The 14,619-nt window shown below is 37.3% G+C and carries 10 protein-coding genes and 1 riboswitch; of the genes, 3 read left to right on the top strand and 7 right to left on the bottom strand.

Annotated elements, in window-relative coordinates:
- Positions 1-132 precede the first annotated feature (132 nt).
- The 4 genes from FFS26_RS08080 to FFS26_RS08095 form a co-directional block, all read right to left on the bottom strand.
- The gene (locus tag FFS26_RS08080) at positions 133-675 is read right to left on the bottom strand and encodes an acyl-CoA thioesterase (RefSeq protein ID WP_002983813.1); all 543 of its coding nucleotides are present in this window, start codon (positions 673-675) and stop codon (positions 133-135) included.
- The gene (locus tag FFS26_RS08085; RefSeq protein ID WP_137904773.1) at positions 663-1,415 is read right to left on the bottom strand and encodes a hypothetical protein; all 753 of its coding nucleotides are present in this window, start codon (positions 1,413-1,415) and stop codon (positions 663-665) included. Before FFS26_RS08085 ends, FFS26_RS08080 begins: the two co-directional genes overlap by 13 nt.
- 176 nt (positions 1,416-1,591) lie before the next feature.
- A complete protein-coding gene (locus FFS26_RS08090; protein WP_137904774.1) occupies positions 1,592-3,709 on the bottom strand; it encodes a TonB-dependent receptor in 2,118 nt (705 codons plus the stop codon).
- Between the two features lie 101 nt (positions 3,710-3,810).
- Positions 3,811-3,902, bottom strand: a riboswitch (TPP riboswitch).
- Positions 3,903-4,043: 141 nt separating this feature from the next.
- Positions 4,044-4,814, bottom strand: coding sequence for a WG repeat-containing protein (locus FFS26_RS08095; protein ID WP_228449409.1), 771 nt, complete (start codon positions 4,812-4,814; stop codon positions 4,044-4,046).
- A gap of 287 nt (positions 4,815-5,101) precedes the next feature.
- Between FFS26_RS08095 and FFS26_RS08100 the strand changes: the two genes are divergently transcribed.
- Positions 5,102-7,885, top strand: a complete 2,784-nt coding sequence (locus FFS26_RS08100) for a bifunctional aconitate hydratase 2/2-methylisocitrate dehydratase (RefSeq protein ID WP_137904776.1) — start codon at positions 5,102-5,104, stop codon at positions 7,883-7,885.
- Positions 7,886-8,201: 316 nt separating this feature from the next.
- Positions 8,202-10,469, top strand: a complete 2,268-nt coding sequence (locus tag FFS26_RS08105; RefSeq protein WP_110009967.1) for an aconitate hydratase — start codon at positions 8,202-8,204, stop codon at positions 10,467-10,469.
- 133 nt (positions 10,470-10,602) lie between these two features.
- Here FFS26_RS08105 and FFS26_RS08110 read toward each other — a convergent pair whose 3' ends face one another.
- From FFS26_RS08110 to FFS26_RS22445, 3 genes are all read right to left on the bottom strand, one after another.
- Positions 10,603-11,280, bottom strand: coding sequence for a LytR/AlgR family response regulator transcription factor (locus FFS26_RS08110; RefSeq protein WP_110009888.1), 678 nt, complete (start codon positions 11,278-11,280; stop codon positions 10,603-10,605).
- Positions 11,273-12,064, bottom strand: a complete 792-nt coding sequence (locus FFS26_RS08115) for a sensor histidine kinase (protein WP_228449410.1) — start codon at positions 12,062-12,064, stop codon at positions 11,273-11,275. Before FFS26_RS08115 ends, FFS26_RS08110 begins: the two co-directional genes overlap by 8 nt.
- Before the next feature lie 260 nt (positions 12,065-12,324).
- The gene (locus FFS26_RS22445; protein WP_171006265.1) at positions 12,325-12,462 is read right to left on the bottom strand and encodes a hypothetical protein; all 138 of its coding nucleotides are present in this window, start codon (positions 12,460-12,462) and stop codon (positions 12,325-12,327) included.
- Positions 12,463-12,481: 19 nt separating this feature from the next.
- Between FFS26_RS22445 and FFS26_RS08120 the strand changes: the two genes are divergently transcribed.
- Positions 12,482-14,605, top strand: coding sequence for a TonB-dependent receptor domain-containing protein (locus tag FFS26_RS08120; RefSeq protein WP_137904778.1), 2,124 nt, complete (start codon positions 12,482-12,484; stop codon positions 14,603-14,605).
- Positions 14,606-14,619: the final 14 nt, after the last annotated feature.

Below are 14,619 nucleotides of genomic sequence, written 5' to 3' on the forward strand. Positions count from 1 at the left end.
ATTCCTAAATGATTACAATTTTATTCTACCGCAAAGTTCGCAAATTTCTGAAAAAACAAATGCTTTTAAGCTCGCAAAGGCGTTAGCACTCAGCAAAGTTTAAAAGCATTTTTATTGATAAAGTATATAAGCTTACTTTTTATCTTTCTTAGATTCCTGTGGTTCCTGGAATAGTTTTTTAAGCTCTACAGACTCCAAAGGTTTCATTCTTCCGGAAAGGATTAATGAAAGTTCTTTTCTACGGAATGCTGCTGCAAATCTTTCCTTTTCCTCATCTGTTTCAGGAATCATTTCCGGAATAGGAATCGGACGGTTGAATTCATCTACTGCAACGAAAGTATAAATCCCGGCATTCGTATGAACTTTCTTCTGGTTGATTGGATCATCCAACCATACATCTACATACACTTCCATGGAAGTAGAAAATGCTCTTGAAACTTTAGACTCCAACACCACAACACCACCTTCCGGGATCGGATGGTTGAAAGATACGTGGTTTACTGAAGCTGTTACTACTCTTCTTTCACAGTGTCTTGCTGCTGAAATAGACGCACAACGGTCCATTTTTGCTAAAAGCTCACCACCGAAAAGGTTTCTTAAAGAATTGGTTTCGTTCGGAAGAACGATATTGGTCATAATGGTCAGAGATTCTGACGCTTTTTTTATTTTTGCCATCTAGTCTTAGTGTTGTTTGGGACAGCCGGAGCAGATTGTTTTACTTTTCCGGCGGGTTTTACTAATGAATCTTTTTTCAAAGAATCTGTAACGGGTGTTTCCGGAGTATGTACTTTCATTTTCACCGTATCTTTTACGATCCTATGGGTAGAAGTTTGTACTGAAACATTATTGAAAGATTTTTTTCCGAAAAGAAGTTCCTGCTGGGTAAACGCCAGGTATACAATTCCAAGAACAGGGATAATCAGAAGGAAAAGCCAAAGAATTGTTTTTTTGAATTTAAAATCCTTTTCACGATTCACTGAAGCATTTACTTTTTCCCCGTTATTGATATCTGAAAATCTGATTTCTTCCAATCCGTAAAAATCCGGACGTCCGGATTCTATTCTTTTTCCCTTGAAATGGGTATGTCCTTCTTCAATGAAAACGGTTCCAAGATTCTGAATGTCAAGAACCTGTTCGGCCTGAAGTTTTTTCTTCCAAAAATCAGTCTGAATTTTAAGATCACTTCTTGAAGCTTCCAGAGACATCTGTTTTTGTTCTGCAATAAAGGCAGTAAGGTCTTCAGCCCGGACTTCATAGTCTATGGCAAATTCAATCTGACTGGCCGGAGGTAAGATGCTTCCGTTTTCAGAATTGATAATTGCCTTAGAATTTTTCAGTGAAAACACCCCAAAGCCTGGAACTGTGGCAGTTCCAAATTGTTTTAAGTATTCTAAAATATATGCTGAAATATTCATTTGGCAGCAAATTTATAACTTTTTCGGGACTTTTTGTAATATTTAATGGATATAAAAAAGACTGCCGGAACAGTCTTTTGATTATTCTGTATTAAAACAGATATACTGTTATTTAAACTGTTTTTTTTAAGTTTAAAAATGGTAAATCTATTAAAAAGCAAACACCGATTTGTCAATTACTGAATTTTCCAGCTTACTCCAAACATAAAGTTCGTTCCTGCCTGTGAAAAATAATAAGGCTGCCCATCATAAACAGATCCGTTATTAACATATTTTTTATTGAACAGGTTATTCACCAACAACTTCAATGCAATTTCATTATTGGCAATTTTAAACTGGTACTGAGCATTGAAATCTGTAAGGAAATAATCTTTAAGCTGCAGATTGGCATCTTCGGTATTGTCCAGATATTGTTTTCCAACATACTGATTCATTAAAGCAAACTGGAAATTTTTTGTAGGATTGAATTTCAAACCTAAATTGGCTATAACATTTGGAGAAAATGAAATCTGGGTATTTCCAAGGCTTTTAGGAACATCACCATTCTGAATATTAAAATCCTGGTTTCTGTTCTGGCTTAATGTTACATTTCCTGAAACCTCCCATTGTTTGGATAATTTTGCCAAAGCACCAACCTCAATACCTCTTCTGTAGCTCTTCCCTGAGTTTGTTCTGATAAATGCTCCTACGTTATTCAGTTCTCCGTTCAGAACCAATTGGTTCACATAATACATATAATACACATTAGCAGTAAAAGAAACGATTCCGAACTGTTTTTCAAAACCGGCTTCAATATCGTGAAGCTTTTCTGCTTTTACATCATTATTGGCCATCAGGTCATCTCTGTTGGGTTCACGATGGGCGTGGGCGTAAGAAAGGAATATTTTACCTCCGTCAATTCTGTAATTCACTCCGGCTTTTGGATTAAAAAACAGCCAGTTTTTACTTAAATCTGCCCCTTCACCATCACCAGCCGCCAGAATCTTTGTGTTGTAATTTATTTTTCTGAGCTGCAAGTCACCAAAGAATTCAAAATTATTCAATCTTAATAAAGCTTTTGCAAAACCAGACACCTCATTCTTTACAGAGCGGTTTCTGTAGTATTCACTTTCATCAATCTGAGGAAAAAATACTCCTGTTACATTTCCATAGTGTCTTCCGTAATACTGATTGACCACAGCACCGAAGTTCAGATCTAAATTTTCAAACTTTCCGTACAATGTAGAAACCATTCCGTAGAAATCGTTGTTCAGCCATTTTTTTCTGATAAAGTCTGAAGCTTTTATTGTTTGTCCTCCTTCTGTTATATTGGGAAGGTTGTATCTTGAAAACGGATCTCCCTGCTTGTAGTTTTCATAATATCCTTTTCCTTTTGTATAGTGGAACGTGGTTTCCAGATTCCAGCGGTCGTTGAATTTTTGTTCCCACAGCAACTGATAATGATTCTGTCTGTAGTTATCCGTTTCATTATCATAGAAACTTACAATATTCTCCCAACTGGCATCGTAAATGGCCCCTGAAATATTGAATTTGGGATCAGTCTCCCAGGTTTTACGATCAATCCCATTCCATGCCTGATAGGTTTTCTCTTTTCCGCCAAAAGCCATTAAACGTAATTTCGTATTTCCTTCCTCAAATAAAGCAGTGAAATTATAAGAATGTAAGCTGGATGAAGCTCTGTCGATGTATCCGTCAGAATGAATATGGGTATATCTTCCCATCACGGAAAGTCGGTTTTTCCAGAATTTCCCGGAACCTATTTCTGCTGAATATTTGTAAGTATTAAATGAACCGTAGCTATCATCCGTTTTAAAATAAAATTTCTCTTCAGGATCCTTGGAAAGTACGTTAATACTTGCTCCGAAGGCAGAAACCCCGTTATTGGAAGTTCCTACTCCCCTCTGAATGACAATCTGTGAGGCAGAACTTGTCAAATCCGGAACATTGACAAAAAAAGTTCCCTGGCTTTCAGAGTCGTTGTATGGAACACCATTCATCATCACATTGATGGCACTTCCCGAAACACCACGAATTCGGAAACCCGTATATCCTACCCCGTTTCCGGCATCTGACGTCGAAATAATGGAAGTTTGGTTTTTCAAAAGAATAGGAAGATCCTGTCCTAGATTCTTACTGTCCAGATCTTTCTGTACATTGACGATTTCCTTTGCTACCGGAAGCCTTTTGGTAAAGTTGACTGCTTCAATTTCCCTCACCTTTAGGGAATCTTTACTCTGAGCCTGTATAAAAGCCGCAGCTCCTACGGTAAGTCCTAAAAAAAATAATCCTTTCATTCTATAAATCTTTAACATTTAATGAATAAAAGGGGTTGAGCAATAATGTAACAATTTTATTAATTTAACAGTCTAGCAATTGGTATATTGTTATACTGTTTCATTGGTACATTTTCAATTCCCTAAACAGCATTACCTGTTCCAGGTTCATTGGGTATAATCTCAGCCTGTTAAAGCACCCCTTTATTTCAGTGGCAAAATTACAAAAAATATATGAATTGGAATTCGGGTTTCGGGGCGCGGGATATTGGGATACAGGATAAGAAAAAACAGAATGAAAAAATAAGAGTTATCGATGAATAACTTATAGTAATCATTCATCATTTATAACTCTTTAGTAGGTTTTGTTGTTGGCATCGATATAGTAGTAATTCGAACCGTCTTTTGTCACTTCAAACATTTTACCCAGTTTCCAGCTGAAATTTCTTTTAATATTGGAATATTCAAACGGAATAATCACTTTATTGTTAACATCAATAATTCCGAATTTGTCATTATTGGAGGCAACAATCATCGGATTCGCAACATCATCACCCTCAAGAATAAAAAGATACTGATATTGTGGATAGATCTGATACTGTCTGTAGTCGGCCGCATTTACAAATTTTGATTTTTCAATGATTCCATAAAAGCCATTGAGGATATACGCCTGGAATAGCTGTTGTTTATATTCTTCAAACTTACATTTTCCAAAATCGGTATCTTTAAACTGATAGACTCTCTTACCAGACTGATCTATGCGGTAAGAAATCATATTTTTCTCCACCGTAGCATAGTCTTTTGTTCCAAATTTTCTCACTTTTTCATTGGGTGAATTCAGAAGATTACAGTCTTCATAAAAAAATACGGCAATATGATATTCCGGCTGGATAATAAATTTCCCGTTCTGATTGACATACCCGAACTGATCTCCTTTTTTTTTAGGAATCAAAACAGGAAGATCTTTATTGATCACTACCAGATCAGCATTAGGTTTGCTGGCTGAAGCTGCTTTTTTAACCGTGGTTCTTGTTCCTTTTTTCACAGGAATTTTCTTCACAGATTTGGTCTGCGAGAAAATGAAAATCGAAATAAAAACACATAAAACATTCAGGATATTTTTCATATTCTCCATTTGATTACAAAAATACGACCAAAAATAGATATTATAAAATTCATATTTATAAAGAATCTAAATAATTTCGTTCTTATAAAATTGTAAAATTTCGTAATTTTGGGAACATTTTGAAATGTTTGATAATTTTAAAAAACTTTTGAAAAAGTGTGGATTATGCTGACTTTATTCGGTTAATGTTGCATCAAAATGCGAGAACTCAAAATGTCATTAATTGTATTTATACACACCGGTAAAGAAAAAGCTGACCTAGCTTTAATTTTGAAAGACCTTCTATTATGAGTATTTATAAGGATTACATCAAAGAGATTGAAGAAAGAAAAACCCAGGGGCTTCATCCAAAGCCAATTGATGGTGCTGAATTACTAAGCGAAATCATTGCACAAATTAAAGATTCAGATAATGCTGACCGACCGGACTCTCTTAAATTTTTCATTTATAACACACTACCCGGAACTACGAGTGCAGCGGGAGTAAAAGCAAAATTTTTAAAAGAAATTATTCTGGGTGAATCCGTAGTAGAAGAAATTTCCCCGGCATTTGCCTTTGAATTATTATCTCATATGAAAGGCGGACCTTCTATTGAGGTTCTGCTGGACCTTGCTTTAGACAACAATGCAGCTATTGCTAAAGAAGCTGCCAACGTTCTTAAAACTCAGGTTTTCCTTTATGAAGCAGATACGAACCGTTTGAAAGAAGCATTCAACAGCGGTAACGAAATTGCAAAAGAAATCCTTGAAAGCTACGCAAAAGCCGAATTCTTCACTAAACTTCCTGAAGTTGCTGAAGAAATTAAAGTAGTTACTTATATTGCTGGTGAAGGAGATATTTCTACAGATTTACTTTCTCCGGGTAACCAGGCTCACTCAAGATCAGACCGTGAACTTCATGGAAAATGTATGATCACTCCTGAAGCTCAGGAAGAGATCAAAGCTTTACAGGCAAAGCATCCTGATGCAAGCGTTATGCTGATCGCTGAAAAAGGAACAATGGGTGTTGGATCATCCAGAATGTCCGGAGTAAACAACGTGGCTCTTTGGACAGGAAAACAGGCAAGCCCATACGTACCATTCGTCAACATTGCTCCTATTGTAGGAGGAACAAACGGTATTTCTCCGATCTTCCTTACCACAGTAGACGTTACCGGAGGTATTGGTATTGACCTTAAAAACTGGGTAAAGAAAGTAGATGAGAACGGAAACCCGGTTCGTAATGAAAACGGTGACATTGTTCTTGAAGAAGCTTACTCAGTAGCAACAGGAACTGTTTTAACGATTAATACAAAAGAAAAGAAATTATATAACGGCGATAAAGAACTGATCGACCTTACCAAATCTTTCACTCCGCAAAAGATGGAATTCATCAGAGCAGGAGGATCTTACGCGGTCGTATTTGGTAAAAAACTACAGACATTTGCTGCTCAGGTTTTAGGTATTGAAGCGCCAACAGTTTTTGCTCCGTCAAAAGAAATCTCTCATGAAGGACAAGGACTTACGGCTGTAGAGAAGATTTTCAACAGAAATGCTGTTGGAACTACTCCGGGAAAAGTATTACATGCCGGTTCTGACGTTCGTGTACAGGTTAATATTGTTGGATCTCAGGATACAACAGGTTTGATGACCGCTCAGGAATTAGAATCAATGGCAGCAACTGTGATTTCTCCAATCGTAGATGGTGCTTACCAGTCCGGATGCCACACGGCTTCTGTTTGGGATAAAAAAGCTCAGGCTAACATTCCTAAGCTGATGAAATTCATGAACGAGTTCGGACTGATTACAGCCCGTGACCCGAAAGGTGAATACCACGCCATGACTGACGTTATCCACAAAGTTCTTAACGATATCACTGTAGACGAGTGGGCTATCATTATTGGTGGTGACTCTCACACCAGAATGTCTAAAGGAGTTGCTTTTGGAGCTGACTCAGGAACTGTAGCTCTTGCATTGGCTACCGGTGAAGCATCTATGCCGATCCCTGAATCTGTAAAAGTAACTTTCAAAGGTGAAATGAAGCCTCACATGGATTTCCGTGATGTGGTTCATGCAACGCAGGCTCAGATGTTAAAGCAGTTTGGAGGAGAAAACGTATTCCAGGGTAGAATCATTGAGGTTCATATCGGAACACTTCCTGCTGACCAGGCATTTACCTTTACAGACTGGACTGCCGAAATGAAGGCAAAAGCTTCTATCAACATTTCTGAGGATAGCACTCTGATCGAATCACTGGAAATTGCAAAAGGCAGAATCCAGATCATGATCGACAAGGGAATGGATAATCACAATAAAGTTCTTCAGGGATTAATTGACAAAGCCAATAAGAGAATTGCAGAAATCAGATCAGGTGAAAAACCTGCTTTAACTCCTGATGCAAACGCTAAATATTATGCTGAAGTTGTTGTAGACCTTGATGTAATTGTTGAACCAATGATTGCTGACCCGGATGTAAACAATGACGATGTATCTAAAAGATATACTCACGATACCATCAGAGACCTTTCTTACTATGGAGGTGAGAAAAAAGTAGACCTTGGTTTCGTAGGATCCTGTATGGTCCACAAAGGAGACCTTAAGATCGTTTCCCAGATGTTGAGAAACCTTGAAAAGCAACAAGGAAAAGTAGAATTCAATGCTCCGCTTGTAGTGGCAGCTCCTACTTATAACATCATTGATGAATTAAAAGCTGAAGGTGACTGGGAATTACTGGAAAAATATTCCGGTTTTGAATTTGATGACAACGCTCCAAAAGGAGAAGCACGTACAGAGTACAAAAACGTAATGTACCTTGAGCGCCCGGGATGTAACCTTTGTATGGGTAACCAGGAAAAAGCAGCGAAAGGAGATACTGTTTTAGCAACTTCTACCCGTCTTTTCCAGGGAAGAGTAGTTGAAGATTCTGAACGTAAAAAAGGAGAATCCCTGCTTGCTTCAACTCCGGTTGTTGTTCTTTCTGCAATTATCGGAAGAATCCCAAGCATTGATGAGTATAAAACTGCTGTTGAGGGAATTGACCTTACTACTTTTGTTCCTTCTATTAAAGAATTAACAAGTACAAGCGCTCACTAAGAGATTGATAATAAGTCGCAAGACTATTGAATAACTATATTATTGGAAGATTTTAGTCCTTAAGGATTTAAAATCTTCCAATTTTTTGTTTAGAACGTTTCTATTTTAAGATAATTACGTTTTTTTTTCGATAAAAGCCGGAAAATAAATTCTAATTTTTCTTAAATTGAAAGTTATAAAATCTATTGATTTCAGAATCAAAAATGTCCTGTTGATAGATTATAGGAACGTTTTTTGATGCATAGATAAATGATTTTTCTTTTTCAACATCTGAGAAAGAAGCATTAAAAGAATAAGAACAAAACTAAAATACGATATGACTTTTGATATTGATATGATCAAAAAGGTGTACGAACGTTACCCTGAAAGAATTGCAGCAGCAAGACAAATTGTGGGAAAACCTCTTACCCTTTCAGAAAAAATCCTTTACACCCACCTTTGGGAAGGAAATGCTACACAAGCGTACGAACGAGGGAACTCTTATGTGGACTTTGCACCGGACAGAGTAGCGATGCAGGATGCTACCGCACAGATGGCACTTTTACAGTTTATGCAGGCAGGAAAAGCTAAAGTGGCTGTTCCTTCTACTGCGCACGCAGATCACCTTATCCAGGCTAAAGTAGGTGCTGATAAAGACTTACAGGAAGGGATCAACAAAAACTCCGAGGTATTCAACTTCTTAAGCTCTGTATGTGATAAATACGGAATCGGATTCTGGAAACCGGGAGCAGGTATTATTCACCAGGTTGTCCTGGAAAACTATGCATTTCCCGGAGGAATGATGATTGGTACCGACTCGCATACGGTAAACGCCGGCGGACTGGGAATGGTTGCTATTGGTGTAGGAGGTGCTGATGCGGTAGACGTAATGGCAGGAATGGCCTGGGAACTTAAAATGCCTAAACTTATCGGAGTAAAATTAACCGGTAAAATGAACGGATGGACTTCTGCAAAAGATGTGATCTTAAAAGTTGCCGGAATTCTTACCGTAAAAGGAGGTACAGGATGTATCGTGGAATATTTCGGTGAAGGTGCAGAATCTCTTTCCGCAACCGGTAAAGGTACGATCTGTAACATGGGTGCTGAAATCGGGGCTACCACTTCTACTTTCGGATATGATGATTCTATGAGAAGATATCTTTCCGCTACAGGAAGACAGGACGTAGTAGATGCCGCTGATAAAATTGCTGAACACTTAACGGGGGATGCTGAAGTATATGCTAACCCTGAACAATATTTCGATCAATTAATAGAAATCAACCTTTCTGAATTGACACCTCACTTAAACGGACCTTTCACTCCGGACTTAGCAACTCCTGTTGCTGAATTCAGAGCTAAAGCTGAAGCTAACGGATGGCCATTAGAAGTGGAATGGGCGCTTATCGGTTCTTGTACCAACTCTTCTTATGAAGATTTATCAAGAGCGGCTTCCATTGTAGAAGATGCAGTATCAAAAGGCGTTAAACCTAAAGCTATCCTGGGAATCAATCCAGGTTCTGAACAGGTAAAATTCACAGCAGAAAGAGACGGATTCCTGGATTCTTTCAGAAAATTTGAAAACGCAAGAATCTTTACCAATGCCTGTGGACCATGTATCGGACAATGGGACAGAGAAGGTGCGGAAAAAGGAGAGAAAAACTCTATTATCCACTCTTTCAACAGAAACTTTGCGAAAAGAGCTGACGGTAACCCAAATACCCATGCATTTGTAGCTTCTCCTGAAATGGTAGCTGCTGTAGCGATCTCAGGAAGATTGGATTTCAACCCGATTACGGATACATTAACTAACGAAGCAGGTGAACAGGTAAAACTTAACGAGCCTAAAGGTTTCGAACTTCCTTCAAAAGGATTTGCTGTAGACGACAACGGATACCAGGCTCCATCAGAGGACGGTTCTAAAGTTGTTGTGAATGTAAGCCCAACTTCAGACAGACTTCAGTTATTGGAAGAATTTCCGGCATGGGACGGTAAAAACATTACAGGAGCAAGAGTATTGATCAAAGCTTTCGGAAAATGTACTACCGACCACATTTCTATGGCTGGACCATGGCTGAAATACAGAGGTCACCTGGATAATATTTCAAACAACATGTTGATTGGAGCAGTGAATGCTTACAACATGGAGACCAATAAAGTTAAAAGTGAATTAACCGGTGAATACGGTGAAGTTCCGGCTGTACAAAGAGCTTATAAAGCGGCTGGTATTCCAACAATCGTTGTAGGAGACCAGAATTATGGTGAAGGTTCTTCAAGAGAGCATGCTGCCATGGAGCCAAGACATTTAGGAGTGAAAGCTGTATTGGTAAAATCATTCGCGAGAATTCATGAAACCAACCTTAAAAAACAAGGAATGCTTGGAATCACTTTCGCTAATGAAGCAGACTATGATAAGATCCTGGAAGATGATGTTGTTAATTTCTTAGATCTTGATCAGTTCGCTCCGGGAAAACAACTTACTTTAGAGTTCATTCATACTGACGGAACTAAAGATATCATCATGGCGAACCATACTTACAACGATCAGCAAATTGATTGGTTTAAAGCTGGTTCTGCGCTGAACCTGATCAAACAACAGGAAAAATAAGATTAATTGTTAGATTAATTAATATAAGACGGCTTCAGTTGAAGCCGTCTTTTTTATTTTAAATGTCTTAAAATTTCTTTTACTGAACTTTGGTAAATATTCCAACCTGTAAGGTTTAGCTCTCATATGAATATTATGATATTCTATCAAGAAGATCTGCTCTATAGCTTTCTCCAATAGGAATCTCATCATCAGGAAGAATCACTTTTTTAGCCCCGATACTTTTCACTTTATCCAGATTGATAATAAAAGATTTATGTACCCGTACAAATTTTTCAGGAAGCTGGCTTTCCATAGATTTAAGCGTATCCAGAACGATATATTCATCATTTTCTGTACGGATATTAACATAATCTTTGATGCTTTCAATATACAGGATTTCATTGAAACTTACGCGATGCCTCTGCCCTGAAGACTTTATATAGAAATGAGTATTTTCTTCCTTTGGAAAAGAAAAACGCTCCTGAGCCTTTAAAACACTTTTTTGAAATCTTTCAAAAGAAACAGGTTTCAGAAGGTAATCCACGACATTATGCTCATAGCCTTCCAATGCATATTCCGAATAGGCTGTTGTTAAAATATATTTCTGATGGGTTCCTACAATTTTCATAAAATTGATTCCCGTAAGCTCAGGCATCTGAATATCCAGAAAGATAAGGTCTGAATCATTTTTCTGAAGGTATTCAAGGGCGTGAATCGGATTTTCTGTGGAAAAAACCAGTTCAAGAAAAGGAATTTTTTCCACATAATGTTCAAGAAGTGAGATGGCCAGCGGCTCATCATCCACGATAATGCATTTTAACTTATTCATCCCTTAAATCAATTTTTAAATCTACAATAAATTCCGTCTCCGAATCTTTGATCTCAAGCTGGTGTTTAGGATACAATATTTCCAGTCTTTTTTTCACATTCTGAATTCCTATTCCTGAAACAGTATCTTTCATTTTCTGTGTTTTAAAATTTAAAAGATAAAAATGCAGAACTTTATGATGATCTGAGATTTTCATTTCAAAACCTTTATCACGAAAATCCCCATGTTTAAAGGCATTCTCAACAAAAGGAACCAACAGCATGGGTGAGATCTTCAGATGAGGGTGTTGAATATCTTTTTGTATACTCAACAGTTCGGGATTTCTGATCCTAAGTTTCTCCAGCGCAATAAGACTATCAATATATCCGATTTCTTTATCAAGCGAAATGGAATCTTTTTCAAGGTCTTTCGTGCTGTACCTCAGCAGCTGCCCCAGTTCTTCAATAGCCGGAAGCGCCTTATCCGATTTCTGATAGACAAGCGAGTAGATATTATTTAAAGAATTAAAAATAAAATGAGGATTGATCTGGGTTTTCAGAGCCTGAAGTTCAGCCTGTTTTTTTTCGATCAGAAGCTGCTTTTTATCATTTTCAGCCACTCCATATTTCTCCAGAATCCAAAGAATACCGGCAATGAAAGTAATCAGAGAGCTGTTGTAAATATTATCGAAAAAATAGTAAAGAAGTCCGGTTTCTTCATCATAATTCCGGAAGCCAAGAGTAGAAGGCAGAATCATTTCTTCCAAAGCGTATCTCATACTGGCAAAACATAACAGGGTCAGCATAAAAACAAAAACTGCCGAATACAGTTTCTCAAGTTTAAAAACTTTTGGAAAAATAAAGAAATACGATATATAAAATGTCACAATTTTCACAATAAAAAATGTAACCCTAAGAATGTGTACTTCCCGACGGTTAGTTTCCGGAACAAAAAAATTAGGAGTAATGACAGTTCCTATGAAATTGAAACTCCAGTAAATAATTTGAAGCCAGATAATTTGCTTTTTATTCATAATCAAATATAAATCTCTAAAGGCATAATTCGTTAATTGTTTTCGACAAAAACCTGTTTTTTTCCGACGAAACTTTTTTGACATGAATAATTGTCTTCTTCATCTAAATGCTGTTTTCTCATAGAACCTCTTCCGGTACTTTTGTCAGAGAAATGTAATATAAATATCATTCAATCTGTCTTTTATAATATGGAAAAACACATTGTATTTATAGCCACCCTGATTTGTTCTTTTTCAGCAGCACAAACCAAAGACACCGCCAATGTCAACAAAATAGAAGCAGTTACAGTGAATGGTAAAAAAGTTCTGGTGGAACGTAAAGTGGACCGTCTTGTTTACAATGTACAGAATTCTATGCTTTCACAGGGAAGTTCGGGAACTGAAGTTTTGGCTGGTACACCTTTATTACAGGTTGATGAAAATAAAGGACTGCTGTCCATTGCTGGAAAAAATGGCGTTGCTGTGATGGTTAATGACCGGATGCTGAATCTTTCCGGATCTGAGCTGATTAACTACCTTCGAAACCTTCGTTCGGAAAACATATTGAAAGTTGAAGTGATCACTACTCCTCCTGCCAAATATGAAGCTCAGGGAAACAGCGGAATTATCAATATTATTCTTAAAAAAAATCAGAATCCCGGATGGAGCGGCTACCTGACCACGAATTATACCCAAAAGACTTATGCAGCATTCAGCACAGTGGCAGGAGTGAACTATCAGAATGAAAAAGTGAAAGCATCTATCAAGCTTCAGGGATATGACGGAGATAAAAGATCAGTGGAAAATTATAAAATTACCGGGCAAAGCTCTTCTGTAAGCAGGGATGAAAGAAGGGATATGAATGACGGAGTAGGATTAAACGCCAGTTTTGATTATTCCCTTTCTAAAAATTCCAATATCGGACTGGTATATGATATTTCGGGAGGACATTCCAATATGGATATCAATTCAAAACAAAATTACTTTACCGGTACCACTCCTACTTTGCAAACAGACACAGATTCAGAGCACCGTTCTTCATTTACTTCACAGATGCTTAATGTATATTTTGATCAGAAATTTGGGGAACATAAGCTCAGCATAGGTGCTAATTATTATGGAAATCTGCCCGATACAGAGGTAAATTTTACCACAAGAAATGTCGCTAACAATTCAACACAGATCGTGAAAAATCTTTCTTCAGTAGATTATAAGATCTATTCAGGGCAGACAGATTTATCTTTAAATTTCAAAAAAATACAGTTGGAAACCGGAGCAAAATACAGTCAGTTTTCCAATAATTCGGACATCGGATATTTTAATTTTATCAATGGAAATTACACCATAGACCCTGCAAAAAGTAATCTTTTTGATTATAATGAAAAAAATTATGCCGCTTATATCAGTGCCAGTAAAGATTTTGGCGAAAAATGGTCTGTGAAAGCAGGACTCCGTTATGAATATTCACAATCCAGCGGTTTCTCTCCTTCTACACAGGCAAAATCTGAGAATAATTACGGTAAATTCTTCCCTACGGCCTATCTTTCTTATAAAGCCAATCAGGATAATCAGTTCAGCATTAATTATTCCCGAAGAATCAACCGCCCTTATTTCCGGGCTTTGGATCCGTTCCGATGGTATTCCAATCCAAACACGTATTATTCAGGAAATCCGGGCCTGCAGCCTTCTTTTAATCATAATATAGAACTTAACTATATGTTTAAAAATAAATTTTCGGCCAATCTTTATTATCAGAGAACAACAAATAATTTTGATCAGATCACATTCCTGACCGGAATTAACCTCATCAGCACGTTTGAGAATTACTATAATCAGGATAATTATGGTATCAATCTGAATTACACAGATACTTTCTTTAAAATCTGGGAAAGCAATATTTCAACTTCGTTCAGTTATAATGAGACTCAGATTACAAGGTTCAATCTGGTTCCTAAAAACGGACAGTCGTTTTATTATTCCCTCAATAATACATTCCAGCTCAATAAGGCTAAAACGTTCATGCTATTTGTCAACTACTGGCATAATCTTCCTTCCCGTGACGGATACACCGCTGTAAGAAACAGAGCAAGTTTTGACGCCGGAATCAAGATGAGCTTTGTGGAAAAAGCACTCCAGGTTAACCTTTCGGTGAGTGATATTTTTAAACAGTCCGGATATAAGGGTGATATGTATTTTACAGATAATACACAGTCATTCCACAACTATTGGGATGCCCGAAGAATGACACTCAGCGTTACCTATAATTTGGGGAACCAGAAAATCAGATCCAATAACAGAGCGGTGAATTTCGAAGAGAAAAACCGTGCGCAATAATAATGTAACAGTAA

Origin of the sequence: Chryseobacterium sp. 2VB (assembly GCF_005503635.1) — a bacterium.
GTDB lineage: Bacteria > Bacteroidota > Bacteroidia > Flavobacteriales > Weeksellaceae > Chryseobacterium > Chryseobacterium cupriresistens.

Excerpts from the sequence above, each read along its gene's own strand:
- FFS26_RS08100 (WP_137904776.1), top strand. The coding sequence starts at position 5,102 with ATGAGTATTTATAAGGATTACATCAAAGAGATTGAAGAAAGAAAAACC.
- FFS26_RS22445 (WP_171006265.1), bottom strand. The coding sequence starts at position 12,462 with ATGATATTTATATTACATTTCTCTGACAAAAGTACCGGAAGAGGTTCT.
- FFS26_RS08085 (WP_137904773.1), bottom strand. The coding sequence starts at position 1,415 with ATGAATATTTCAGCATATATTTTAGAATACTTAAAACAATTTGGAACT.
- FFS26_RS08080 (WP_002983813.1), bottom strand. The coding sequence starts at position 675 with ATGGCAAAAATAAAAAAAGCGTCAGAATCTCTGACCATTATGACCAAT.
- FFS26_RS08110 (WP_110009888.1), bottom strand. The coding sequence starts at position 11,280 with ATGAATAAGTTAAAATGCATTATCGTGGATGATGAGCCGCTGGCCATC.
- FFS26_RS08120 (WP_137904778.1), top strand. The coding sequence starts at position 12,482 with ATGGAAAAACACATTGTATTTATAGCCACCCTGATTTGTTCTTTTTCA.
- FFS26_RS08105 (WP_110009967.1), top strand. The coding sequence starts at position 8,202 with ATGACTTTTGATATTGATATGATCAAAAAGGTGTACGAACGTTACCCT.
- FFS26_RS08090 (WP_137904774.1), bottom strand. The coding sequence starts at position 3,709 with ATGAAAGGATTATTTTTTTTAGGACTTACCGTAGGAGCTGCGGCTTTT.
- FFS26_RS08115 (WP_228449410.1), bottom strand. The coding sequence starts at position 12,064 with ATGCTGACCCTGTTATGTTTTGCCAGTATGAGATACGCTTTGGAAGAA.
- FFS26_RS08095 (WP_228449409.1), bottom strand. The coding sequence starts at position 4,814 with ATGAAAAATATCCTGAATGTTTTATGTGTTTTTATTTCGATTTTCATT.